The sequence below is a fragment of the Streptomyces cellostaticus genome (genome assembly GCF_023630175.1).
GTDB lineage: Bacteria > Actinomycetota > Actinomycetes > Streptomycetales > Streptomycetaceae > Streptomyces > Streptomyces cellostaticus_A.
Window position 1 is genome coordinate 90,036 of record NZ_JALLIN010000005.1, and the last position, 24,731, is coordinate 114,766.

The window sequence follows — 24,731 nt, forward strand, 5'->3', positions numbered from 1 at the left end:
GCAACTTGCCTCCCACGAATCGGTGATGTGATCCCGTTCACGATCCTCCCCCTTGTCGCATACGGAAGGCCGTTCTATCGTCGTGATGTATCGAGTCGATACATCAGCGTGAGATAAAGACGTGGCGGACCGAGAGGAGGCGATCATGAGCCGGCGTTCCGGCATCCTTGAGTTCGCCGTCCTCGGCCTGCTGCGCGAGTCCCCGATGCACGGCTATGAGCTGCGCAAACGACTCAACACGTCACTGGGTGTGTTCCGGGCGTTCAGCTACGGAACCCTGTACCCCTGCCTCAAGACGCTGGTCACCAACGGCTGGCTGATCGAGGAACCGGGCAGCACCCACGAGGACGCCCTGGCCGCTCCGCTCACCGGACGTCGCGCCAAGATCGTCTACCGGTTGACGGCAGAAGGTAAGGAGCATTTCGAGGAACTGCTCTCGCAGACCGGCCCCGACGCGTACGAGGACGAGCACTTCGCCGCACGGTTCGCCTTCTTCGGGCAGACCTCGCGGGATGTGCGCATGCGCGTACTGGAGGGCCGGCGCAGCCGCCTGGAGGAGCGTCTGGAGAAGATGCGCGCCTCCCTGGCGCGCACCAGGGAGCGCCTCGACGACTACACGCTTGAGCTGCAGCGCCACGGTATGGAGTCCGTGGAGCGCGAAGTGCGCTGGCTGAACGAGCTCATCGAGAGCGAGCGGGCCGGGCGGGACCTCAAGGGTTCTGCTTCCGGGGGGACCGCTCAGCAGGACACCACCACTGGATCGACGGGCGGCCTGCCCCGTACCGGGGAGCACTTCGGTACGGATACGCCCGGCGACACCGCCACGTGAGTCCCACTCAGGGCCTCACTCGTACACACAGGGAGCAACCGGAATGGGTTCGGTTCGCGTAGCCATCGTCGGCGTCGGCAACTGCGCCGCGTCGCTGGTGCAGGGCGTCGAGTACTACAAGGACGCCGACCCGGCGTCCAAGGTCCCCGGCCTGATGCACGTGCAGTTCGGCGACTACCACGTCGGTGACGTCGAGTTCGTCGCCGCGTTCGACGTCGACGCGAAGAAGGTCGGCCTCGACCTCTCGGACGCCATCGGTGCCAGCGAGAACAACACCATCAAGATCTGCGACGTCCCGAACACGGGCGTCACGGTCCAGCGTGGCCACACCCTGGACGGTCTGGGCAAGTACTACCGCATGACCATCGAGGAGTCCGCCGAGGAGCCCGTGGACGTCGTCCAGGTCCTCAAGGACAAGCAGGTCGACGTTCTCGTCTGCTACCTGCCCGTGGGTTCCGAGGACGCGGCGAAGTTCTACGCCCAGTGCGCCATCGACGCCAAGGTCGCCTTCGTCAACGCCCTCCCGGTGTTCATCGCCGGCACCAAGGAGTGGGCGGACAAGTTCACCGACGCCGGCGTGCCGATCGTCGGTGACGACATCAAGTCCCAGGTCGGCGCCACCATCACGCACCGCGTGATGGCGAAGCTGTTCGAGGACCGCGGTGTCCGCCTCGAGCGCACGATGCAGCTCAACGTCGGCGGCAACATGGACTTCAAGAACATGCTCGAGCGGGACCGCCTCGAGTCGAAGAAGATCTCCAAGACGCAGGCCGTCACCTCGCAGATCCCCGACCGGGAGCTCGGCGAGAAGAACGTCCACATCGGCCCGTCCGACTATGTCGCGTGGCTCGACGACCGCAAGTGGGCGTACGTCCGCCTCGAGGGTCGCGCCTTCGGTGACGTTCCGCTGAACCTGGAGTACAAGCTCGAGGTCTGGGACTCCCCGAACTCCGCGGGCGTCATCATCGACGCGCTGCGCGCCGCGAAGATCGCCAAGGACCGCGGCATCGGTGGCCCGATCCTGTCGGCCTCGAGCTACTTCATGAAGTCCCCGCCGGTCCAGTACTTCGACGACGAGGCCTACGAGAACGTCGAGAAGTTCATCCGCGGCGAGGTCGAGCGCTAAGCACGCCGGTTCGGCCGTTCAGCGCGCCGAAGAGAACGCTCCTGCCAGGGCTGCGAAGGGTCCCCGGGTCTTTGATCCGGGGACCCTTCGCGTATGTGAGGGTGAGGCCATGCCCGTCGTCCGCGACCTGCGCGTCCTGCTGCGCCTGCGGGACTTCCGCCGCCTGCTGACCGTGCGCCTGCTGTCGCAGGGAGCGGACGGCGTCTACCAGATCGCACTGGCCGCCTACGTCGTCTTCTCCCCGGAGAAACAGACCTCGGCGGCGGCGATCGCCTCGGCGATGGCGGTCCTGCTGCTGCCCTACTCGCTGGTCGGCCCCTTCGCCGGGGTCCTGCTGGACCGCTGGCGGCGCCGTCAGGTCTTCGTGTACGGCAACCTGCTGCGCGCCCTGCTGGCGGGAGCCACCGCCGTACTGATGCTCAGCCATGTGCCGAACTGGCTGTTCTATGTCTCCGCGCTGTGTGTCACGGCCGTCAATCGTTTCGTCCTGGCCGGGCTGTCGGCCGCCCTGCCCCATGTGGTCGACACCGAGCGCCTGGTGATCGCCAACTCCTTGTCGCCCACGGCCGGGACACTCGCCGCGACGGCCGGGGGCGGCCTCGCCTTCGTGGTCCGGCTGGTGGCGTCGGGCTCCGATGCCGCGGTGGTGCTGCTCGGCGCCTTCCTCTATCTGTGTGCGGCACTGACCGCCCTGAGGATGGCTCCCGCCCTCCTGGGTCCCGACCGGGAGCACGCGCAGCCCCGTCTGCGGACCGCGCTTCTCGACGCCGCACGCGATCTGGTCTCGGCCGTCCGACACCTGGCCGCACCTCGCCGTCGTGAGGCGGTCTGGTCGCTGGCCGCCATGACGCTGATGCGCTTCTGCTACGGAGCGCTCCTTGTGCTGCTGCTCATGCTGTGCCGCTACGCCCTGTCCACGACCCCCGAGGAAGGGCTGCGCCTGCTCGGGCTCGGCCTCGCCGTGTCCGGTGCGGGCTTCTTCGCGGCCGCCGTGGTGACACCGTGGACGGTGGGACGGCTCGGGCCGGGCCGCTGGATCGCGGTGTGCGCGGGCACAGCCACCGTGCTGGAGCCCGCGCTCGGCCTCCCGTTCGCCACCGCACCGCTCCTGGTGGCCGCGTTCGTACTGGGTCTGATCACCCAGGGAACCAAGATCGCCACGGACACCGTCGTCCAGGCTTCGGTGGACGATGCCTTCAGGGGCCGGATCTTCGCGGTGTACGACGTCCTCTTCAACATCGCCTTCGTCGGCGCGGCGGGAGTCGCGGCTCTCATGCTGCCACCGGACGGCCGCTCGGTCGCGCTGGTGGTTCTCGTCGCACTGATCTACGGCGGGGTGGCCGTGGGCATGGCCCGCTTCGAGAGCCAGCACGGCCGGAACAGCCGAGGGGGCGATGTTTCACGTGAAACATCGCCCCCTCGCTAGGGCAGTGGGTCGTGTTTCACGTGAAACATCAACCCCCTGCACGCCTCAGCCCTGCTCGGCCCACCACTCCTTGAGGGCCGCCGTCGCCTCTTCGTGCGCCATCGGTCCGTTCTCCAGGCGCAACTCCAGCAGGTGCTTGTACGCCTTGCCGATGACGGGGCCGGGGCCCACGCCCAGGATCTCCATGATCTGGTTTCCGTCGAGGTCCGGACGGATCGCGTCCAGCTCCTCCTGCTCCTGGAGCTGAGCGATGCGCTCCTCCAGGCCGTCATAGGCCCGCGACAGTGCGACCGCCTTCCGCCTGTTCCGCGTCGTGCAGTCGGACCGGGTCAGCTTGTGCAGGCGGTCCAGCAGCGGGCCGGCGTCCCGGACGTAGCGCCGCACCGCCGAGTCCGTCCACTCGCCGGTGCCGTAGCCGTGGAAGCGAAGATGAAGCTCGACGAGTCGTGAGACATCCTTCACCAACTCGTTCGAGTACTTCAGGGCCGTCATTCGCTTCTTGGTCATCTTCGCGCCGACCATCTCATGGTGGTGGAACGAGACGCGGCCGTCCTTCTCGAAGCGCCGGGTACGCGGCTTGCCGATGTCGTGCAGCAGCGCGGCGAGGCGGAGCGTGAGGTCCGGCCCCTCCTGTTCCAGTGCGATCGCCTGCTCCAGCACGATCAGCGTGTGCTCGTAGACATCCTTGTGCCGGTGGTGCTCGTCACTCTCCAGCCGCAGCGCCGGCAGCTCCGGCAGGACATGGCCGGCCAGCCCGGTGTCGACCAGGAGGGCCAGGCCCGTGCGCGGCTGCTCGGAGAGGATCAGCTTGTTCAGCTCGTCCCGGACTCGCTCGGCGGAGACGATCTCGATCCGCCCAGCCATCTCGCTCATGGCGGTGACGACCTCGGGAGCGACCTCGAAGTCCAGCTGGGCGGCGAACCGGGCGGCCCGCATCATCCGCAGCGGATCGTCCGAGAACGAATCCTCGGGCGTACCGGGGGTGCGCAGCACCTGGGTCGCGAGATCCTCAAGACCACCGTGCGGGTCGATGAACTCCTTCTCCGGCAGCGCCACGGCCATCGCGTTGACCGTGAAGTCACGGCGGACGAGGTCCTCCTCGATCGATTCGCCGTAGGAGACCTCTGGCTTGCGTGAGGTGCGGTCGTACGCCTCCGACCGGTAGGTCGTGATCTCGATCTGGAACTGCCAGTCGGTGTCCGCGACACGGGCGCTCTTCTGTGCGCCGACCGTCCCGAAGGCGATCCCCACCTCCCAGACGGCGTCCGCCCACGGCCGCACGATCTTCAGTACGTCCTCGGGACGCGCGTCGGTGGTGAAGTCCAGGTCGTTGCCGAGCCGGCCGAGCAGCGCGTCCCGGACCGAACCGCCCACCAGGGCGAGGGAGAACCCGGCCGCCCGGAAGCGGCGGGCGAGGTCGTCGGCGACGGGGGCCACCCGCAGCAGTTCGCTGACCGCGCGGTGCTGCGCCTGGCTCAGGGCGGAGGGAGTGTCTTCGTTGGCGTTCGGCACAACAGAAGAGGGTACGTGTCCCCGGCGGCCCGGGTCGCCTCGATTGAGCAGCGCGGACGCCTCCCGGCATACCCGTACAAGCACTGTGCTTACGGCGTACGAGCGCGCTCCCCTCGATACTGGATATGGAGGACGTGCCGCCACCGCTCCCCGGTCTTGCGGAGCAGACCGCGGCACTTCCACTCGGCGGGCCTCGTTACCATGCGTGGACGCACATTCCGACGACCACTGACGACGACGAGGGACGGGCGAGCGCGTGGCCGAGGCGGCTGACTTCCAGGGGACCAGTGCCTCACCTGCCCGCCGGTGGCTGCGGCGCACCGGAGCGCTGCTCGCCGGTGTGCCGCTGCTGGCGGGGTTGCTCCAGCTGCCCGCCGCGGCGCCCGCGCAGGCCGCCTCGTCCAGCCCGGTGTCCGTCTCCCTGGACTCGCTCAGCCCCGGTGCCCCCACGGACGGGGACACGGTGACCGTGTCCGGGACGGTGACGAACACCGGCAAGCAGAACGTCACGGAAGCGCATGTCGGTCTGCGGGTGGGCCCCCTGCTGAACACGCGCTCGGCGATCGACGCCGTCTCCCGGCACTCCGCCGACCCCCGTACCCGCAGCGGCTCCGAGGTCGGCGGCAAGTACGTGGAGAAGTTCGCCGAACTCGCGCCCGGCGTCGCGCAGCACTTCAGCATCTCCGTCCCGGTGGACCAGCTCGACCTCGGCCAGGACGGCGTCTACGAGTTCGGTGTGGCCCTGTCCGGCCAGACCTCCTCCCGGCCCTGGGACCAGGTGCTCGGCATCCAGCGGACGTTCCTGCCGTGGCAGGCGTCCGAGCCGGACACCAAGACCAGGACCACCTTCCTGTGGCCGCTGATCTCCACGTCCCACATGACGGCCAGGACAGGCCCGGGTGAGCTGCAGACGCCGGTCTTCCTCAACGATGACCTGGCCAAGGAGATCGCACCGGGCGGCCGGCTGGCGCAGATGCTGGACCTGGGCAAGGACCTGGACGTCACCTGGGTGATCGACCCCGACCTGCTGGCCTCGGTGGACGCCATGGCGGACAGCTACCGGCTGCGCGGCGAGGACGGCACCACCAAGGCCGGCACCGACCAGGCGGTCGCCAAGCAGTGGCTGGCCAAGCTGCAGCAGGCCGTCGTGGGCAAGGAGGTCGTGGCCCTGCCCTTCGCCGACCCGGACCTGGCCTCCCTGGCGCACAGCGGCACCAGCGTCACCGGCTCACTCAGCCACCTCAAGGACGCCACCGATGTCGCCGCCACCACCGTGAAGACGGTGCTCCACGTCACACCGACGACCGACTTCGCCTGGCCCGTGGAAGGCGCCGTCGACCCGTCGATCATGAAGGTCGCCACCTCCGCCGGAGCCGACCGCGTGATCGCCCGCAGCGACAGCCTCCGGGAGACCGCCGGTCTGCCGTACACCCCGTCCGCGGCGCGCCCGGTCGGCGGCGGCACGACGGCGGTGGTGTCCGACGCGCGGCTCTCCACGGCCTTCGAGGGCGACCTGACCAAGGCGGGCTCGGCGACCCTCGCCGTCCAGCAGTTCCTGGCGCAGAGCCTGGAGGTGAACGCGCAGACGGACACCCAGCGCAGCATCGTGGTCGCCCCGCAGCGCATGCCGTCGGCTAGCGAGGCGCAGGCGATGGCGAAGGCGGTGAAGGAGCTCCAGGGCGGCACCTGGTCCCAGGCGCAGAGCCTCACCGCGGCCGCAAAGGCCAAGCCGGACCCGGACGCCACCACCCGCATCCCGTCGACGTCCGCCTACTCCTCCGCACTGCGCAAGCGGGAGCTGCCGAGGACGGCCTTCGAGCAGATCGCGCGCACGCAGGACAAGCTCGACAACTTCAAGGTGGTCCTCAGTGACCAGTCCCGGGTGATCACCCCGTTCGGGCGGGCCATAAACCGTGAGATGTCCACGTCCTGGCGCGGCCGCGGTGCCGAGGCGGACAGCTTCCGGGGCGACACCGAGGCCTGGCTCGACGAGCTGGCCGACCAGGTCAAACTGATCGACAAGTCCGAGACGAAGCTCTCCGGGCGGAGCGCCACCATCCCGGTGACCGTCCAGAACAACCTCGTGCAGCCGGTGAGCCATCTGGTCCTGCGGCTCACGTCGACGATGCCGACCCGCCTGAAGATCGGGGGCAAGGCCTACGACGAGCAGCCCGTCGAGGTGTCGGGCGGCCACAGCCAGTCCGTGAAGTTCACCACGGCGGCCAACGCCAACGGCCGCGTCACGGTCATCGCCCAGCTCTACACCCAGGACGGCCAGGAGTACGGCGACCCGGTCAGCTTCGACGTGAAGGTCACCGAAGTCACCCCGACCGTGATGCTGGTCATCGGCGGCGGTGTACTCCTGCTCGTCCTGGCCGGGTTCCGGATGTACACCCAGCGCAAGCGCGCGGCGGCCCGCAGGGCGGACGACGACGGACCCGGCACCGAGGGCGGGGAGACCGACGACGGTCCCCGGAACCCCGATGTCCCTGGAGACCGTCTCTCCGACGAGCCCGGCTCCCCGTCCGGGGCAGAGGACCCGGAGCAGCAGAGTGACCCTGCGCCGGACACCGCACCGGAAAACACCGACCCGTCCGGGACGGGTGAGAGAGTGGACCGTTGAGCGATGTCGTGGCCGGTGTGGCCCGGGACGATGAGGTGGGGTAACCATGAACGCGCCGTACGACGGTGATCGCGGCCAGGGCGCGGCCGGCTCGGGCTACCCCGAGCCGTCGCCCGAGCCCGGCCAGGTGCCGCCGCAGCACGCGGCGGACATGTACCTCCAGGACGCCTACGACCAGGACCCCTATCGGGCGCAGGACCTCGCCGCCCAGGACCCGGTCGCCGAGGCGCTGTACGACCGTGCCTCGCACCCTCCTCCGCCGCCGGGCACCTACGAGCAGCAGCAGCCGCTGTACGCCCCGCCGGCCCAGTCGCCGCACGCGCCGGACCCCCGGGTCTGGGCGCAGACGCCGGCGCCTGAGCCCGACGGCGCGGCCCCGTACCTGCCCTACGGCGACGATCCCCGCACGACCCGGTTCGTGGGCGTGGACGACCTGGTCACGCACTCCGGCGAGGAGTACCACGAGCCGGACGCCTTCGCGCACCTCTTCCGGGACCAGCAGCAGGGCGGTGGACCCGCGCCGATGGATCCCCCCTCCGTACCCGGTCCGGCCTCGGGCCAGGGCCCTGCGGGCGCCTACCCGGCCGCGCCGCAGGCTCCGGGACCGCAGCAGCCGAACCGGTACGCGGACGCCCGGTACCAGGGTGGAACCGCCGCTCCCGGCGGTCCCGCGCCGTCTTCGGTGCCGGCCCCGGCCGCGGCTCCCGAGCCCGCGGGCGCGGCCGCCACCGCGACCGCTGCCCCGCCCGCGCCGAAGAAGGGCGGGAAGGCAGCGGGGCTGCTGAAGTCCAGCGCGGTCATGGCTGCGGGCACGATGGTCTCCCGGCTCACCGGGTTCGTCCGATCCGCGCTGATCGCCGCCGCGCTGGGTCTCGGCCTGCTCGCCGACTCGTTCCAGGTGGCCTACCAGCTACCCACGATGATCTACATCCTCACCGTCGGCGGTGGCCTCAACTCCGTCTTCGTGCCCCAGCTGGTGCGTTCCATGAAGGAGGACGAGGACGGCGGCGAGGCCTTCGCCAACCGCCTGCTGACCGTCGTGATGGTGGCCCTGGCCGCGCTGACCGGTCTCGCGATGTTCGCGGCGCCGTTGCTGGTGCGGCTGCTGTCTCCCACCATCGCGGACGACCCGGCGGCCAACGACGTCGCGGTCACCTTCACCCGTTACTTCCTGCCCTCCATCTTCTTCATGGGCATTCACGTGGTGATGGGTCAGATCCTGAACGCCAGGGGCAGGTTCGGCGCGATGATGTGGACCCCGGTCCTGAACAACATCGTCATCATCATCTCGCTCGGCATGTTCATCTGGGTCTACGGCACCGCGGCCAACTCGCACCTGGCCGTCGAGAGCATCCCGCCGCAGGGCCAGCGGCTGCTCGGCATCGGTGTGCTGCTCGGCCTGGTGGTGCAGTCGCTCGCGATGATCCCCTACCTGCGGGAGACCGGGTTCCGGATCCGGCTGCGCTTCGACTGGCGGGGCCACGGTCTCGGCAAGGCCGCGATGCTCGCCAAGTGGACGGTCCTGTTCGTACTCGCCAACCAGTTGGGCGCCATGGTCGTGACCCAGCTGTCCACCGCCGCGGGCGACGACTCGGGGGTCAAGGGGACCGGCTTCGCCGCCTACGCCAACGCCCAGCTCATCTGGGGTCTGCCCCAGGCCATCATCACCGTCTCCCTGATGGCGGCGCTGCTGCCGCGCATCTCGCGCTCGGCCGCCGAGGACGACGGCGGCGCCGTCCGCGACGACATCTCGCAGGGGCTGCGCACGACCGCGGTCGCCATCGTGCCCATCGCCTTCGGTTTCCTCGCGCTCGGTGTCCCGATGTGCACGCTGATCTTCGGCTCGGCGGGCATCGGCTCGGCCACCAACATGGGCTACATGCTGATGGCCTTCGGTCTCGGCCTGATCCCTTACTCGGTGCAGTACGTCGTCCTGCGCGCCTTCTACGCGTACGAGGACACCCGCACCCCCTTCTACAACACCGTCATCGTGGCGGCGGTGAACGCGGCCGTCTCCGTGCTCTGCTACTTCGTGCTGCCGTCCCGCTGGGCGGTGGCGGGCATGGCCGCCGCTTACGGCCTCGCCTACGCGATCGGAGTGGGTGTCGCCTGGCGGCGGCTGCGCAAGCGGCTCGGCGGTGACCTGGACGGCGCCCGGGTCCTGCGGACCTACGCCCGGCTCTGCATCGCCTCGGTGCCGGCGGCTCTGCTCAGTGGTGCCGCCTGCTACGGCATCGGGCATACCCTCGGCCAGGGCGTCATCGGTTCGTTCGCCGCGCTGATCGCCGGTGGCGCGGTCCTGCTCGGCGTCTTCTTCGTCGCCGCGCGCAAGATGCGGATCGAGGAGCTCAACTCGCTCGTGGGGATGGTCCGCGGGCGTCTGGGGCGCTGAGGCGGGGGTAGGCGCACAACCATCGTGCGCGGCTGTGTGTCGTGCATAGCGGCGGACTGTGGGCACAATTGGATTCGGCGTCGGACAGCGTGCAACGGATGGGGAGGCAGGGACGACGGTGGCGGAACGGAGCACGGCTGCCGTCGACGTGGCAGACAACAGCGGTGACGAGCCGCTGACCGCGAAGGCGGACCAGTCCACGGCCGACGGGGTGGCCCAGAACCCGGAGCGGGATACGGACAGCGACGAGGCACAGGGGAGCGGCGGGACGGAGGGCCTTGGCAAGAAGGCTTCGCCGCCCGAACTGCACAGCGGTCACAAGCTCGCCAGACGCTACCGTCTCGAGGAGTGCGTCACCCGTCTGGACGGATTCAGCAGTTGGCGTGCGGTCGACGAGAAACTCCGTCGTGCCGTGGGCGTCCACGTCCTGCCCGCGGACCATGTGCGGGCACGGTCGGTACTGGCCGCCGCGCGGTCCTCGGCGCTGCTGGGGGATCCGCGTTTCGTCCAGGTCCTCGACGCCGTCGAGGAGAACGACCTCGTCTACGTCGTGCACGAATGGCTGCCCGACGCCACCGAACTGACCGCGCTGCTCGCGGCCGGCCCGCTGGAGCCGCACGACGCCTACCAGATGGTCAGTCAGGTCGCCGCCGCCATGGCCGCCGCCCACCGCGAAGGCCTCGCACACCTACGGCTGAACCCGAACGCCGTCCTGCGTGCCTCCACCGGCCAGTGGCGCATCCGCGGTCTCGCCGTGAACGCGGCACTGCGCGGCATCAGCTCCGACACCCCGCAGCGTACGGACACCGAGTCCATCGGCGCCCTGCTGTACGCGGCGCTCACCCAGCGCTGGCCGTACGAGAACGACGCCTACGGCCTTTCCGGGCTGCCCAAGGACATCGGCCTGATCGCGCCGGACCAGGTGCGGGCCGGTGTGCACCGCGGCCTGTCCGAGCTCGCCATGCGGGCGCTGGTCAACGACGGTGCGACCGCCTCGCGTCACGAGTCCGCGTGCGCCACGCCGGAGGAACTGGTCAAGGCGATCGGCGAGATGCCCCGCATCCGTCCGCCGGAGCCGGCCTTCACCGCACCGCCGGAGTACCAGCACACCACGTACCAGCAGGGCACCTACGGGCGGCCCGCGCCGCACCCCGGCGTCACCCAGCCCCTCACGGCCCCACCGCCGCCCTTGCAGAGCCGCACCGGCAAGGTCCTGAAGTGGGCGGTGTCCGCTCTCCTCATCGCGGCGCTGGGCCTGGGGAGCTGGCAGCTGGCGGACGCCCTCATGGACCGGGGCGACAATTCGAACGACACCAACAACACCCAGACGCAGGACGGTGGCGACAAGAGCCCGAAGAAGCCCGCGACGGGCAAGCCCATCGCCATCGCGGGGGCCAAGGACTTCGACCCGTTCTCAACCGACCATTCCGAGAAGCCGGCCGACATATACAAGGCGTACGACAAGAGCACTGCGTCCTACTGGCAGACGGACTTCTACCTGAGTCCGGAGTTCGGAAACCTGAAGTCGGGCGTCGGCATCAAACTCGACCTCGGCAAGGTCCAGCAGGTCGGCCAGGTGAGCGTCACCTTCGTGGGCGAGACCTCGGCCGAACTCCGTGCCGCGGACGAGGGCACGCAATCCGATCCGACGTCTTTCGACGCCTACACGAAGGTCGCCAACGGCTCGGGCACCACCGTGACGCTCAAGCCCGGCAAGTCCCTGAGGACGCGGTACCTCCTCGTGTGGTTGACCAAGCTGCCCGCGGACAACCAGGGCCACTGGCGGGGACGAGTGGCAGACATCAAGGTGACCAGCTGAGGTCTCCACTCGGGAGGGGCCGATGGGAGATGGCGCCGGATACGGCGACGCACGGGACGAGGATCTGCTCGCCCGACATGTAGCAGGCGACCCCGATGCCTTCGCCGAGATCGTCCGACGGCATCGGGACCGGCTCTGGGCCGTGGCGCTGCGGACGCTGGGCGACCGTGAGGAGGCCGCTGACGCCGTCCAGGACGCCCTGGTGTCCGCCTACCGGGCCGCGCACACCTTCCGGGGACAGTCGGCCGTCACGACCTGGCTGCATCGGATCACCGTGAACGCCTGCCTCGACCGCGCACGGAAGGCCGCCACCCGGAAGACCGCCCCGGTGGACGACACCGAGCGGCTGGAGCAGCTCCTGGAGCCCCATGAGTCCGCCTCGGCCCCGGCCGAGCGGAACGATCTGCACCGGCAGCTCCTGGAAGCGCTCGGCACGCTGCCCCGCGAACAGCGAGCGGCTCTGGTTCTCGTGGACATGCAGGGCTATCCCGTCGCGGAGGCCGCCCGGATTCTCGACGTGCCGACCGGGACAGTGAAGAGCCGGTGCGCTCGCGGCAGAGCCAGGCTCCTTCCGCTGCTCAGCCATCTGCGGCCCGGAAGCACCCATGGCGAAGAAAAAGAACCCTCTCCGGGACGGAACCGGGTGCAGGGGACATCCGTCCCACCTGCAGCGGGCGCTCGCGGCACAGACGCCGATGCGGGCCCGAGCGATTCAGCCGTAGCGAAGGGCGGAGGTGGGCGAGCGTGACTTCCTCGGCAGACACGACCGGGCACCCGGACGTCGTGGAGATCTCCGACCTCACCGAAGGCATCCTCCCACCGGACCGGGACGCCGAGGTACGGCGGCACCTGGACGCGTGCGAGCCGTGTGCGGATGTCCTGGCCTCGTTGGAGGAGATCCGGGAGCTGCTGGGCACCTTCGAGGACGCCCCTACTATGCCTGTGGACATCGTCGGCCGCCTCGACACCGCTCTCGCCGCCGAGGCGCTGTCCGCCCCCGCCGTCTCCGCGCAGAACCGTGGTCCTGTTTCACGTGAAACATCGATCACGACGGACCGCCCTGCTGGACGGTCCCCTGCGGCGACCGGTCCGGGGCGCAAGGACCCCCGGCGTGGGCGTCGCCGGCGGACCGTCGTCCTGGGTTCTCTCCTCACCGCAGCGGTCCTGGGCACCGGGTCGCTCATCCTGCAGTCCCTGGGCAGCGGTGGCTCCGGGACGACGGCTCATGGCACGGTGGCGCCGTCCTCCGCCAGCTTCTCCGGCAACAGTGTCCAGAGCCAGGTCAAAGACCTGCTGACCGCTGGCAGGACCAGGCGGCATCACTCCGTCGAACCGCGGTCGGGAGTCGAGACCGAGCAGATCAACCCCGAGTCCACCCAGAGCGCCAACACCTTGCTCCAAACCCAGCCTCCGGTGCCGGACTGCGTCCGCGAGGCGATCAACAGCCGTGACGACGTCCTGGGCTCCAAAACCGGCGTCTACGCCGGCAAGAGCGCCTATCTCGTCGTGGTGCCCGACGCCGACGACAACACCCGGGTCACCGCCTACGTCGTCGCCTCGGAGTGCGTCCATCAGCACCCCGACTCCGTCGGCAAGGTACTGATGAAGCAGTCCTTCCCCCGGGCCTGAGTTCGTCGGAGGATTCCTCGGCGCCCGTGCGGTCATTCGTACCCTGGACCGTCGCCGTGTGCCCGGACACACCGGGAATGCGAACCCCCTAGGATCCGTTGGGTGGGGTGAGAGCTCCGAAAGGGCTCCACCGGTCGACTGACACAGACCAGAGACGAGGAATCAAGCCGTGAGCGACGTCCGTAACGTGATCATCATCGGCTCCGGGCCCGCCGGCTACACGGCGGCGCTCTACACCGCGCGCGCGTCGCTGAAGCCCCTGGTGTTCGAGGGTGCCGTCACCGCCGGCGGTGCCCTGATGAACACCACCGAGGTGGAGAACTTCCCCGGCTTCCGCGACGGCATCATGGGCCCCGACCTGATGGACAACATGAGGGCCCAGGCGGAGCGCTTCGGCGCCGAGCTGATCCCGGACGACATCGTCTCCGTCGACCTGACCGGCGAGATCAAGACGGTCACGGACACCGCCGGCACGGTCCACCGGGCCAAGACCGTGATCGTCACGACCGGCTCTCAGCACCGCAAGCTCGGCCTGCCGAACGAGGACGCCCTCTCGGGCCGCGGTGTCTCCTGGTGTGCCACCTGTGACGGATTCTTCTTCAAGGACCAGGACATCGCCGTGATCGGCGGTGGCGACACCGCGATGGAGGAGGCCACCTTCCTCTCCCGGTTCGCCAAGTCGGTGACGATCGTGCACCGTCGGGACACGCTGCGCGCCTCCAAGGCGATGCAGGAGCGTGCCTTCGGCGACCCGAAGATCAAGTTCGTCTGGGACAGCGAGGTCGCCGAGATCCAGGGTGACCAGAAGCTCTCCGGGCTCAAGCTGCGCAACATCAAGACGGGCGAGCTGTCGGAGCTGCCGGTGACCGGCCTGTTCATCGCGATCGGCCATGACCCGCGCACTGAGCTCTTCAAGGGCCAGCTGGACCTCGACGAGGAGGGGTATCTGAAGGTCGCCTCCCCGTCGACCCGCACCAACGTGACCGGAGTCTTCGGCGCCGGTGACGTGGTCGACCACACCTACCGCCAGGCGATCACCGCGGCCGGCACCGGCTGCTCCGCCGCTCTCGACGCCGAGCGCTTCCTCGCCTCCCTCGCGGACGGGGACAAGGCCGAGCCCGAGAAGACCGCGACCGTCTGATCCCCGCCCACTCCCGCCTCACCGCACGACCAAGTTAAGGAGCCCGCCGTGGCCGGCACTCTGAAGAACGTGACCGACGACTCCTTCGAGCAGGACGTCCTCAAGAACGACAAGCCCGTCCTGGTGGACTTCTGGGCCGCCTGGTGCGGTCCGTGCCGTCAGATCGCCCCGTCGCTGGAGGCCATTGCCGCCGAATACGGCGACAAGATCGAGATCGTCAAGCTCAACATCGACGAGAACCCGGGTACGGCCGCCAAGTACGGCGTCATGTCCATCCCGACTCTGAACGTCTACCAGAGCGGCGAGGTCGCCAAGACGATCGTGGGTGCCAAGCCGAAGGCCGCCATCGTGCGGGACCTCGAGGAGTTCATCGCCGAGTAGTCGGTGAATGCCGTCGAGCCGGCAGCGCATGTTTCACGTGAAACACGAATGGGCCAACCCGTCACGGGTTGGCCCATTCGCATGACATGGCTTCGCTGACCTCATCGTCTACAGCGGCCGCAGTGCCGGTTCCTTCTGTACCGCCCCCAGAAGTCGGTCCAGCGCCAGCTCCACGTCCTCCTTCCAGGAGAGGGTCGAGCGGAGATCCAGCCGCAGGCGGGGGTGCGTGGGATGCTGCCGGACCGTCTTGAACCCCACGGCCAGGAGGTGCTCCGCGGGCAGCAGACAGGCCGGCTCCTTCCAGCGGGCGTCCCCGAAAGCCTCGATCGCTTTGAACCCGCGGCGAAGCAGATCCTTGGCGACCGTCTGGACCATCACCCGGCCCAGCCCCTGCCCTTGATAGCGAGGCATGATGAACGCCGTCATGAGCTGGACGGCATCCGGTGAGAGCGGACTCGTGGGGAACGCTGTGGAGCGCGGCACATAGGCCGGTGGCGCATAGAGCACGAAGCCGACGGGGACGTCGTCGACGTAGACCACCCGACCGCACGATCCCCAGTCCAGCAGCACTGCGGAGATCCAGGATTCCTTCTCCAGCCCGGCTGTACCGGCCTTTACCGCGGCCTCGCCGCTGACGGGATCCAGCTCCCAGAAGACACATGAGCGGCAGCGCCGGGGGAGGTCCTCGAGGTTGTCCAGCGTGAGCGGTACGAGCCGACGCCCCATGAAGGCTGTTCCTCGCTTCCTTCGCCCGCCGCGTCGCGAGCTGCTGTCAGGACGCTCCGTCGTCTGAGCAGGCTGCCGACGAATCCACCGACCATTCCGATGCCCAGGCCCGCGCTCACCAATCCGGTGCGGCTCATCGATCGCATGGCCCCTGTCTCCCCACTCAGAGATCCGCCAGGTGGATGCGCCATACCCACTCGCATCGTATCCACGATGCGAGTGGGTAGATACTGCCTCAAAGCAAAGAGCGGACCGCGTTCCGGTACAACCGGAAGCCGTCCGCTCTTCAGCTCAGTGTGCGGGGGTGACGATCAGCCGTCGGCCCCGTCGGCCGTGCTCTCCTGCTGCAGGCTCTGCTGGAGGGCCAGGCGCTCACCGGGGGCGAGCGTGTTCAGGATCCGTTCGAGGTCCTCCGGGGAGGCGAACTCCACGGTGATCTTGCCCTTCTTCTGACCCAGCTCCACCTTCACCCGCGTCTCGAAGCGGTCCGAGAGGCGCGTCGCCAGCTCGTTGAACGCCGGAGAGACTCGCGCTCCGGCGCGGGGGCCCTTGGATCGCGAGGCCTTCTGCGGCCGCGAACCCATCAGGGTCACGATCTCCTCGACGGCCCGTACGGACAACCCCTCCGCCACGATGCGATGGGCGAGACGGTCCTGCTCCTCCGAGTCCTCGACGGACAGCAGAGCGCGGGCGTGGCCGGCCGAGAGGACACCGGCGGCCACTCGCTTCTGCACGGCCGGTGAGAGCCGGAGCAGACGCAGGGTGTTGGAGACCTGCGGACGCGAGCGCCCGATCCGGTCGGCCAACTGGTCATGCGTGCAGCTGAAGTCCTTCAGGAGCTGGTCGTAGGCGGCGGCCTCTTCCAGTGGGTTGAGCTGTGCTCGGTGGAGGTTCTCCAGCAGGGCGTCAAGCAGGAGCTTCTCGTCGTCGGTGGCCCGGACGATCGCTGGAATGGCCTCAAGACCGGCTTCGCGACAGGCCCGCCAGCGCCGCTCACCCATGATCAGCTCATAGCGGGCGTGCCCGAGCTGCCGCACCACGACGGGCTGGAGGAGACCGACTTCCTTGATGGAGGTGATCAGCTCGTGGAGCGCGTCCTCGTCGAAGACCTCACGCGGCTGGCGCGGGTTCGGCGTAATGGAGTCGAGGGGGAGCTCGGCGAAGTGGGCCCCGACCGGAGGCGCGGGTGCCTCGGTCACCGGGCTCGCCGGGGGCTCCTCGGTTTCATGTGAAACAGGCGGCAGCGTGGCCACCTTCGCAGCGGCCACTCCCCGGTCCGACCTCAGCGGCACCGCGGCCGGGGTTGGGGATGTCTGGCTCCCCATCGCAGCCGGAGCCGGCTCCTTCTCGGTCGGGGCAGCAGGGATCAGTGCGCCGAGCCCACGGCCCAGCCCTCTCCGTCGCTCGCTCACTGGATGCCCTCCACCATGTTCGGGTCGTTCGGGGCGCCGAGGTGGGCCTGGCTCGCGTCGTAGCTGATGCCAATACCTCTCAGCGCGATTTCTCGGGCGGCCTCCAGGTAGGAGAGAGCGCCGCTCGATCCAGGATCGTAGGTCAGCACCGTCTGCCCATAGCTCGGCGCCTCGGAGATACGGACCGATCGGGGAATGCTCGTCCGGAGCACCTCGTCACCGAAGTGAGTGCGCACCTCTTCAGCTACCTGCGAGGCGAGACGCGTCCGGCCGTCGTACATGGTGAGCAGGATGGTCGACACATGCAGGGTGGGATTGAGGTGGCCCCGCACCAGGTCGACGTTGCGCAACAGCTGCCCCAGTCCCTCCAGCGCGTAGTACTCGCACTGAATGGGGATCAGCACCTCCTGACCCGCGACGAGTGCGTTGACCGTCAGTAGGCCCAGCGACGGCGGGCAGTCGATGAGGACGTAGTCCAAGGGCTGCTCGTACGCCTGGATCGCCCGCTGCAGCCGGCTCTCCCGGGCCACCAGGGAAACCAGCTCGATCTCCGCACCGGCGAGATCGATGGTGGCCGGGGCACAGAAGAGTCCCTCGACGTCCGGAACGGGCTGGACGACGTCGGCGAGAGGCTTGCTCTCCACCAGGACGTCATAGATCGACGGCACCTCGGCGTGGTGGTCGATCCCCAGCGCCGTGGAGGCATTGCCCTGTGGGTCGAGGTCGATCACCAGGACACGGCCGCCGTGCAGAGCCAGCGAAGCGGCAAGATTGACGGTCGTCGTCGTCTTGCCGACGCCGCCCTTCTGGTTGGCGACCACGATGACTCGGGTCTGCTCGGGTCGTGGCAGGCCTTCACCGGCCCGCCCCAGAGCTTCCACCGCCAACTGGGCAGCACGACCGATGGGAGTGTCGTCCATCGGAGGCGGTGTTTCACGTGAAACATCCGCCCCCATCGACTCGGTTCGGGGACCGGGGACCGGATCGGTCATCGGTCCCGCGATGTTGGCGTCGGACCGCAAGGATTCACTCTCCTCGACTTCAGGCTCGCAATGAACAGAGCCTCCCATGTCTTCGGGGTCGCGAACCAGTGAGGCCTGGTGTTCTGTGGAGAAATCCACCTCTGTGGACAACTCCGCCGCCTTTCCGAGTGAGCCGAGAGGCTTGCGGTCACGAGGTTCGGCCGCAGCGCGTCCCCGACTGATGATGCCGTGCAGCAGTGAGCGACGTTTCACGTGAAACACGATGACAACAATCCGCCCCCTTCGTGAGCGACACTCCGTTGGGGCCTCGCGCCGGAGACATTCATCCCTCGCTCACAGCACACCGTGTGACCCACCGGTCGTCACAGAGCGCTCGCACCGCCTGAACCCTCGCGCATTTCGAGATCCACAACTGCTGGGGGCGAGCACACAGACACACAGCAGGAGACGGCCTGCCCGTGACCGGGTGGCCGTCTCCTGTGGCGTGTGGCACGAGCAACACCGTCAGCGACGTCGTCGTGCCCGTCCCGCTCTGGCGGCCTTGGCGCGCTTGGCGGCGAACCGTACGCCACCTGGGCTCTCGCCGACCTCCACCCGGACCACGGTGGACGCGGGATCGACCACGCCCTCACCGACATGAAGGATGGACGTCGACACCGCGCCGAGCTTACTGAGAGCCGTGGCGGCCGACTTCAGCTCTTCCTCGGCGGTGTCCCCCTTGAGCGCCAGCATCTCGCCGTAGGGACGCAGCAGAGGGATGCCCCACGTGGCCAGCCGGTCCAGCGGGGCCACGGCGCGGGCGGTCACCACGTGGACGGGCGGCAGTTTGCCCATGACTTCCTCGGCCCGCCCCCGCACCACGGTGACGTGGTCCAGGCCCAGCAGTTCGACCACCTCGGTGAGGAAGTTGGTGCGTCGCAGCAGCGGCTCCAGCAGAGTGATGTTCAGGTCGTCCCGGACCAGAGCCAGCGGGATGCCCGGCAGGCCGGCTCCGGAGCCGACATCGCACACCGTCACCCCCTCGGGGACCGCCTCCGAGAGAACCGCGCAGTTCAGCAGGTGCCGTTCCCACAGGCGGGGCACCTCGCGCGGGCCGATCAGGCCGCGCTGCACCCCCGCCTCAGCGAGCAGCTCCGCATAGCGAACCGCGTCGGCGAAGCGCTCACCGAACACTTCCCGCGCCTGTTCGGGCGCAGGGGGAAGCTCCGCTGCCTCCGTCACGGGGACCGTCCTTCCGTACAGCGCCGGGCTTCGCGCACCGGCCACCAGAACTACCAGGCTGACAAAGTTCGGCCCCGCCTGCGGGCAGACGGGGCCGTGAAACGAGGGGTGCCGATCAAGCGGGCAGCACGACGACGAACCGCTCGGGCTCCTCGCCCTCGGACTCGCTGCGCAGACCGGCGGACTTGACCGCGTCGTGCACGACCTTGCGCTCGAACGGCGTCATCGGCTTGAGCTTCACGGGCTCACCGCTGCTCTTGACCTCGGCGGCGGCCTTGGCGCCCAGCTCGGACAGCTCGGCGCGCTTCTTGGCTCGGTAGCCCGCGATGTCCAGCATCAGCCGGCTGCGGTCACCGGTCTCCCGGTGCACGGCCAGGCGCGTGAGCTCCTGGAGTGCCTCGAGCACCTCGCCGTCCCGGCCGACCAGCTTCTGCAGATCGCGGCTGCCGGCGTCGCTGATGATCGACACAGAGGCGCGGTCCGCCTCGACGTCCATGTCGATGTCGCCGTCGAGGTCGGCGATGTCGAGCAGGCCCTCCAGGTAGTCCGCCGCGATCTCGCCCTCCTGCTCCAGGCGGGTGAGGGTGTCTGCACCCTCGGCAGCGGCGGAGGTGGTGGTGCCTTCCGTCACGGGATGGGCTCCTTCTTACTTCTTGGACGGGGACTTGGGCCGCTGCGGGCCACCCTTGCGCTGCCCGGACTGGGCCTTGCTGCGGGTGCCGGAGCCGGGCTTCTGGGGCTGCTGGGCAGCGGCGGGCTTGACGTCCTGCGGCTCGTCGTCGGACTTCTCCAGCGAGGGGCCCTCGCCCGGCTGCTTGGTCGTGCCGGACTGACGCTGAGCCTTGGTCTGGCGCTTGGGCTGCTGACGTCGCGCCGCGGTGGCAGCGGCGGTGGCCGTACCGTCCTCGGCCTGTGCCGGCGCCTGGCCCTCGCTCTTCACCACGGTGCCGTCGGCCTGGGCCGCGAGGCCCGCCTTGGTCAGGCCGGTGATGAACTTGCGCTCGAACTCGTTGCGGTCGCGGCCCTTGGCGACGATCGCCTTGACGATGGTCTTCTCGCTCCGCCGGCGGACCTTGCCGTGCTGGGTCACGTGCTTGGTCAGGCGCTCGAGGTAGGAGGCCTGGGCCTTGGAACCCGGGGTCGGGTTGTTGTGGATGACGTACATCTGCTGGCCCATGGTCCACACGTTGGTGGTCAGCCAGTAGATGAGGACACCGACCGGGAAGTTGATGCCGAAGACGGCGAACATGACGGGGAAGACGTACATCAGCATCTTCTGCTGCTGCATGAACGGCGTCTTCACCGTGGTGTCGACGTTCTTCGTCATCAGCTGGCGCTGCGTGTAGAACTGCGAGGCCGACATCAGAACGATCATGACCACGGTCACGACGCGGACATCGGTGACCGAGGCGCCCAGCGCGTGGATCGTGTCGGCGCTGTCCTTGAACTTCGCCGCGAGCGGAGCGCCGAAGATGTGCGCCTTACGGGCGCTCTCCAGCAGCGACTCGTTGATGACGCCGATGGTCTGGCCCGAGGCGATGCCGTTGAGCACGTGGTACAGCGCGAAGAAGAAGGGCGACTGCGCCAGGATGGGAAGGCACGAGGAGAGCGGGTTGGTACCCGACTCCTTGTACAGCTTCATCATCTCTTCGGACTGACGCTGCTTGTCGTTCTTGTAGCGCTCCTGGATCTTCTTCATCTCGGGCTGGAGCGTCTGCATGGCCCGGGTCGCCTTGATCTGCTTCACGAAGAGCGGGATCAGGCAGATGCGGATCAGGATCACCAGGGACACGATCGACAGGCCCCAGGCCCATCCGGTGTTGGGGCCGAAGATGGCGCCGAAAACCGTGTGGAACTGGACGATGACCCACGAGACGGGTGTCGTGATGAAGCTGAAAAGACTGGCAATCGTGTCCACTAATCATGCTCCTTGGGCATGGGACGAAGTCTCTGCGGCCGGGCTCGAGGGAAGCTCGGAGCGAGTCCTCTCCTCGGTGGCCGGTTCGGCGGCGGAGGTTCCGCCCTTGCGTGCGCGCCAAGCGTTGCGCAGCAGTTCGTGCCACCGCGGGCGCTTGCGCGGAGGAACATGGTCCACACCGCCGAGCGACCACGGATTGCACCGGAGGATGCGCCAGGCGGTGAGTGCCGTTCCCTTGATCGCACCGTGCCGGTCGATGGCCGTGTAGCCATAGTGGGAGCACGACGGGTAGTACTTGCACACCGGCCCAAGGAGTGGACTGATCGTCCACTGGTACAGCTTGATCAGGGCCAGCAGTGGGTACTTCATCGCGCGCCCCCTCCCAGCAGCCGCTCCATGGCGGCGTCCAGGTCTCGGGCCAGCTGTGCGTGGTCTGCGTCGCCCGCTCCGGGCAGCGCTCGTACGACTACCAGGCTACCGGGGGGAAAAAGGGCGACTCGGTCACGCATCAGATGGCGCAGTCTGCGCTTGACTTGGTTGCGCACGACCGCGCCACCCACTGCCTTGCTCACGACGAAACCCGCACGCGTCAGGGAAGCGCTCTCCCCAGGCGCGTGCGGGTCCGTGGCACCGCTACGAAGGTGGACGACGAGGGTCGGGCGACCTGCCCGGCGACCTCGTCGTACCGCGGTCGCGAAGTCCTCGCGCCGCCTCAGCCGGTTCTCGGTGGGCAGCACGACGTCATGACCTGATCGGGATCAGGCGGACAGGCGGGCGCGACCCTTGCTACGGCGGGACGCGAGAATCGCGCGGCCGGCACGGGTGCGCATACGCAGCCGGAAGCCGTGGGTCTTCGCGCGACGACGGTTGTTCGGCTGGAAGGTGCGCTTGCTCACTCGGGGGCTCCAGAAAAGAATCGGTAGTGGCGGGGTGCCGTCCTGGCTGTCACCGTGCGCCCACGAGTAGCTCGCGTCACGCCCGAGTGCACCGCTTCCCGATCACCTGCTAGTGATCTGTGCCCATCGGAGGCAGGCGGCAGCAGCCATCGACAACTCGACCTGGTAACGGTACGTGGGACTGCGCCATTCGGTCAAACCACGGGCCAGGGGGGACACTGTCCACAGGCTGGGGACAACAACTTGAACCGTACCCGCCGCGCTGACTACCGTGACTGGAACTCCGATTCGTTCCTTTGTCCCCGCCCGTGCGGGATCGCCCCACCCGTCCACCCGATCTTCATCCCGAACCCGTCCCCGGACCACGCGTTCGCGGGACCTGCGAGAGAGCGTGCCCTGTGGCTGACGTACCTGCCGATCTTGCCGCAGTGTGGCCACGAGTACTGGAGCAGCTCCTCGGAGAGGGCCGGGGACAGGGTGTCGAGGGCAAGGACGAGCACTGGATCCGGCGCTGCCAGCCGCTCGCGCTGGTCGCGGACACGGCGCTGCTCGCCGTGCCGAACGAATTCGCGAAGGGCGTACTGGAAGGCCGGCTCGCGCCGATCGTGAGCGAGACCCTCAGCCGCGAGTGCGGGCGTCCCATCCGCATCGCGATCACCGTCGACGACTCCGCGGGCGAGCCCCCGGCCCCGGCGGCCTCCACGCCCCAGCCGCGCTACGACGAGCCCGAGCCGCCCTCCGGACCGTACGAGGGCTACGGCCGCCACCGTGCGGCGGATCCGCAGCAGGGTGGCGAACAGCCGTCCCGCGCGGACCAGCTCCCCACCGCGCGGCCCGCCTATCCCAACGAGTACCAGCGTCCCGAGCCCGGCGCCTGGCCACGCCCCGCACGGGACGAGTACGGCGGCTGGCAGCAGCCGCGGCTCGGTTTTCCCGAGCGCGACCCCTACGCCTCCTCGCCGCAGGACCCGTACGGCGCTCCCGCCCAGGACGGCTACGGTCCGCCGGCGCAGGACTACCGTGCGCCGGGCCGCGAGCGCCGCGCGTACGAGCAGCAGCGCGGCGAGTACGACGGCCCCCGCTCCGACTACGACCGCCTGGACTACGACTCCCGGCAGGACTACGAGCGCAAGGAACGCCCGGAGTACGACCGCCCGGAACGCCCGGACTACGACCGCCCGGACTACGACACACCCCGCGCCGACTACGACCAGCGCGACCCGGTGCGCCGCGAGCTGCCCGATCAGCCCTCGGGCGGCGGCCCGGCGCACCGCGGCGGCCCGGTCCGCCCCGACCTGCCGCCGGCCGGTACGGGCGGTGCCCCCGGCCCGCTGGCCGCGCAGCCCGCGCCGGCGAGCGGCCCCGGTGAGCCCACGGCACGGCTGAACCCCAAGTACCTCTTCGACACCTTCGTCATCGGCGCCTCCAACCGGTTCGCGCACGCGGCCGCGGTGGCCGTCGCCGAGGCACCGGCGAAGGCGTACAACCCCCTGTTCATCTACGGGGAGTCGGGGCTCGGCAAAACGCATCTGCTGCACGCCATCGGGCACTACGCGCGCAGCCTCTACCCGGGCACGCGGGTGCGGTACGTCAGCTCCGAGGAGTTCACCAACGAGTTCATCAACTCCATCCGCGACGGCAAGGGCGACAGCTTCCGCAAGCGCTACCGCGAGATGGACATCCTGCTCGTCGACGACATCCAGTTCCTGGCGGACAAGGAGTCGACGCAGGAGGAGTTCTTCCACACCTTCAACACGCTCCACAACGCCAACAAGCAGATCGTGCTGTCCTCCGACCGGCCGCCCAAGCAGCTCGTCACGCTGGAGGACCGGCTGCGGAACCGTTTCGAGTGGGGCCTGATCACCGACGTCCAGCCGCCCGAGCTGGAGACGCGCATCGCGATCCTGCGCAAGAAGGCGGTCCAGGAGCAGCTCAACGCGCCACCGGAGGTCCTGGAGTTCATCGCCTCCCGGATCTCGCGCAACATCCGTGAGCTGGAGGGCGCGCTGATCCGGGTGACCGCGTTCGCCTCACTCAACCGGCAGCCGGTGGACCTGGGGCTGACCGAGATCGTCCTGAAGGACCTCATCCCCGGCGGCGAGGACTCCGCTCCGGAGATCACGGCACCGGCGATCATGGCGGCCACCGCCGACTACTTCGGTCTGACGGTGGAGGACCTGTGCGGCACCTCGCGCGGCCGCGCGCTGGTCACCGCCCGGCAGATCGCCATGTACCTCTGCCGTGAGCTGACCGACCTGTCGCTGCCGAAGATCGGCGCGCAGTTCGGCGGCCGCGACCACACGACGGTCATGCACGCCGACCGGAAGATCCGCGCCCTGATGGCCGAGCGGCGCTCCATCTACAACCAGGTGACCGAGCTGACGAACCGCATCAAGAACGGCTGACCAGCGGCAGGAACGCCAGCGGGGCGCCCCCGGGAGGAGATCCCGGGGGCGCCCCGCTGCGTGCGGCCGGGAACCCCCCGCACAAGGCCATGGGGCCATGCCATGGAGCCCAGGGGCCTCCCGGGCGGAAGCCGGCGCCCCTCGCCGCCACGACCGGCTGCCGCGGGCCGCCACGACGACTTGCCGGCCGACTGCCCACTGCCGTCTGCCGACTGCCGTCGGCCCCTCCGGCGGACCTCCGATGCGCGTCGCCCGGCGGGCTGTCGAAGGCTCCCGACGGGCCATCGACGCG

Annotated in this window: 21 protein-coding genes; 11 read left to right on the top strand and 10 right to left on the bottom strand. The window is 69.0% G+C overall.

Annotation, left to right across the window (positions count from 1 at the left end; genetic code table 11):
• The first annotated feature begins 145 nt into the window (after positions 1-145).
• From MXD57_RS04665 to MXD57_RS04675, 3 genes are all read left to right on the top strand, one after another.
• Entirely contained in the window at positions 146-829 is a 684-nt protein-coding gene (locus MXD57_RS04665; protein ID WP_250399981.1) for a PadR family transcriptional regulator, read from the top strand.
• Between the two features lie 43 nt (positions 830-872).
• Positions 873-1,955 carry an inositol-3-phosphate synthase gene (locus tag MXD57_RS04670; RefSeq protein WP_250399982.1) on the top strand — a complete coding sequence of 361 codons (1,083 nt, stop codon included), beginning with the start codon at positions 873-875 and terminating at the stop codon, positions 1,953-1,955.
• A gap of 109 nt (positions 1,956-2,064) precedes the next feature.
• Positions 2,065-3,381: an MFS transporter gene (locus MXD57_RS04675; protein ID WP_250399983.1), complete on the top strand. Its 1,317-nt coding sequence runs from the start codon at positions 2,065-2,067 to the stop codon at positions 3,379-3,381.
• 45 nt (positions 3,382-3,426) lie between these two features.
• Here the strand turns inward: MXD57_RS04675 and MXD57_RS04680 are convergent, their stop codons facing one another.
• Entirely contained in the window at positions 3,427-4,893 is a 1,467-nt protein-coding gene (locus MXD57_RS04680; protein ID WP_250399984.1) for a CCA tRNA nucleotidyltransferase, read from the bottom strand.
• A 256-nt stretch (positions 4,894-5,149) separates the two neighbouring features.
• Here MXD57_RS04680 and MXD57_RS04685 point away from each other — a divergent pair, with 256 nt between their 5' ends.
• From MXD57_RS04685 to trxA, 7 genes are all read left to right on the top strand, one after another.
• On the top strand, positions 5,150-7,516 hold the full coding sequence (locus MXD57_RS04685; protein WP_250399985.1) for a DUF6049 family protein: 2,367 nt from the start codon (positions 5,150-5,152) through the stop codon (positions 7,514-7,516).
• Positions 7,517-7,562: 46 nt separating this feature from the next.
• On the top strand, positions 7,563-9,908 hold the full coding sequence (gene murJ, locus MXD57_RS04690) for a murein biosynthesis integral membrane protein MurJ (RefSeq protein ID WP_250399986.1): 2,346 nt from the start codon (positions 7,563-7,565) through the stop codon (positions 9,906-9,908).
• A 118-nt stretch (positions 9,909-10,026) separates the two neighbouring features.
• The gene (locus MXD57_RS04695) at positions 10,027-11,727 is read left to right on the top strand and encodes a protein kinase family protein (protein ID WP_250399987.1); all 1,701 of its coding nucleotides are present in this window, start codon (positions 10,027-10,029) and stop codon (positions 11,725-11,727) included.
• Between the two features lie 22 nt (positions 11,728-11,749).
• A complete protein-coding gene (gene sigM / locus MXD57_RS04700; protein WP_250399988.1) occupies positions 11,750-12,475 on the top strand; it encodes an RNA polymerase sigma factor SigM in 726 nt (241 codons plus the stop codon).
• Entirely contained in the window at positions 12,472-13,356 is an 885-nt protein-coding gene (locus tag MXD57_RS04705) for an anti-sigma factor family protein (protein ID WP_250399989.1), read from the top strand. The genes sigM and MXD57_RS04705 overlap by 4 nt, the downstream gene beginning before the upstream one ends.
• A gap of 169 nt (positions 13,357-13,525) precedes the next feature.
• On the top strand, positions 13,526-14,497 hold the full coding sequence (gene trxB, locus MXD57_RS04710) for a thioredoxin-disulfide reductase (RefSeq protein WP_250399990.1): 972 nt from the start codon (positions 13,526-13,528) through the stop codon (positions 14,495-14,497).
• A gap of 48 nt (positions 14,498-14,545) precedes the next feature.
• The gene (gene trxA, locus MXD57_RS04715) at positions 14,546-14,878 is read left to right on the top strand and encodes a thioredoxin (protein ID WP_199211225.1); all 333 of its coding nucleotides are present in this window, start codon (positions 14,546-14,548) and stop codon (positions 14,876-14,878) included.
• Positions 14,879-14,986: 108 nt separating this feature from the next.
• On the opposite strand, the gene MXD57_RS04720 is transcribed toward trxA, so the two are convergent.
• The 9 genes from MXD57_RS04720 to rpmH form a co-directional block, all read right to left on the bottom strand.
• A complete protein-coding gene (locus tag MXD57_RS04720) occupies positions 14,987-15,604 on the bottom strand; it encodes a GNAT family N-acetyltransferase (RefSeq protein ID WP_250399991.1) in 618 nt (205 codons plus the stop codon).
• 311 nt (positions 15,605-15,915) lie between these two features.
• Positions 15,916-17,016 (bottom strand): ParB/RepB/Spo0J family partition protein, encoded by a 1,101-nt coding sequence (locus MXD57_RS04725; protein ID WP_250399992.1) that lies wholly within the window; start codon positions 17,014-17,016, stop codon positions 15,916-15,918.
• Positions 17,013-18,086, bottom strand: a complete 1,074-nt coding sequence (locus MXD57_RS04730; RefSeq protein ID WP_284505113.1) for a ParA family protein — start codon at positions 18,084-18,086, stop codon at positions 17,013-17,015. The genes MXD57_RS04725 and MXD57_RS04730 overlap by 4 nt, the downstream gene beginning before the upstream one ends.
• A gap of 417 nt (positions 18,087-18,503) precedes the next feature.
• Complete coding sequence (rsmG, locus tag MXD57_RS04735) at positions 18,504-19,220, bottom strand: 16S rRNA (guanine(527)-N(7))-methyltransferase RsmG (protein ID WP_250399993.1); 717 nt, start codon at positions 19,218-19,220, stop codon at positions 18,504-18,506.
• 115 nt (positions 19,221-19,335) lie between these two features.
• Positions 19,336-19,851 carry a Jag family protein gene (locus MXD57_RS04740; RefSeq protein ID WP_250399994.1) on the bottom strand — a complete coding sequence of 172 codons (516 nt, stop codon included), beginning with the start codon at positions 19,849-19,851 and terminating at the stop codon, positions 19,336-19,338.
• A 15-nt stretch (positions 19,852-19,866) separates the two neighbouring features.
• Positions 19,867-21,138, bottom strand: coding sequence for a membrane protein insertase YidC (yidC, locus tag MXD57_RS04745; protein ID WP_250399995.1), 1,272 nt, complete (start codon positions 21,136-21,138; stop codon positions 19,867-19,869).
• Between the two features lie 3 nt (positions 21,139-21,141).
• The gene (gene yidD, locus MXD57_RS04750) at positions 21,142-21,507 is read right to left on the bottom strand and encodes a membrane protein insertion efficiency factor YidD (RefSeq protein ID WP_250399996.1); all 366 of its coding nucleotides are present in this window, start codon (positions 21,505-21,507) and stop codon (positions 21,142-21,144) included.
• Positions 21,504-21,875, bottom strand: coding sequence for a ribonuclease P protein component (gene rnpA / locus MXD57_RS04755; protein ID WP_250399997.1), 372 nt, complete (start codon positions 21,873-21,875; stop codon positions 21,504-21,506). The genes yidD and rnpA overlap by 4 nt, the downstream gene beginning before the upstream one ends.
• 21 nt (positions 21,876-21,896) lie before the next feature.
• A complete protein-coding gene (gene rpmH, locus MXD57_RS04760; protein ID WP_003956500.1) occupies positions 21,897-22,034 on the bottom strand; it encodes a 50S ribosomal protein L34 in 138 nt (45 codons plus the stop codon).
• Positions 22,035-22,432: 398 nt separating this feature from the next.
• Between rpmH and dnaA the strand changes: the two genes are divergently transcribed.
• On the top strand, positions 22,433-24,439 hold the full coding sequence (dnaA, locus tag MXD57_RS04765) for a chromosomal replication initiator protein DnaA (RefSeq protein WP_308290653.1): 2,007 nt from the start codon (positions 22,433-22,435) through the stop codon (positions 24,437-24,439).
• Positions 24,440-24,731: the final 292 nt, after the last annotated feature.

Excerpts from the sequence above, each read along its gene's own strand:
- MXD57_RS04665 (WP_250399981.1), top strand. The coding sequence starts at position 146 with ATGAGCCGGCGTTCCGGCATCCTTGAGTTCGCCGTCCTCGGCCTGCTG.
- murJ (WP_250399986.1), top strand. The coding sequence starts at position 7,563 with ATGAACGCGCCGTACGACGGTGATCGCGGCCAGGGCGCGGCCGGCTCG.
- MXD57_RS04730 (WP_284505113.1), bottom strand. The coding sequence starts at position 18,086 with ATGGGAGGCTCTGTTCATTGCGAGCCTGAAGTCGAGGAGAGTGAATCC.
- sigM (WP_250399988.1), top strand. The coding sequence starts at position 11,750 with ATGGGAGATGGCGCCGGATACGGCGACGCACGGGACGAGGATCTGCTC.
- yidD (WP_250399996.1), bottom strand. The coding sequence starts at position 21,507 with ATGAAGTACCCACTGCTGGCCCTGATCAAGCTGTACCAGTGGACGATC.
- MXD57_RS04675 (WP_250399983.1), top strand. The coding sequence starts at position 2,065 with ATGCCCGTCGTCCGCGACCTGCGCGTCCTGCTGCGCCTGCGGGACTTC.
- MXD57_RS04670 (WP_250399982.1), top strand. The coding sequence starts at position 873 with ATGGGTTCGGTTCGCGTAGCCATCGTCGGCGTCGGCAACTGCGCCGCG.
- MXD57_RS04720 (WP_250399991.1), bottom strand. The coding sequence starts at position 15,604 with ATGGGGCGTCGGCTCGTACCGCTCACGCTGGACAACCTCGAGGACCTC.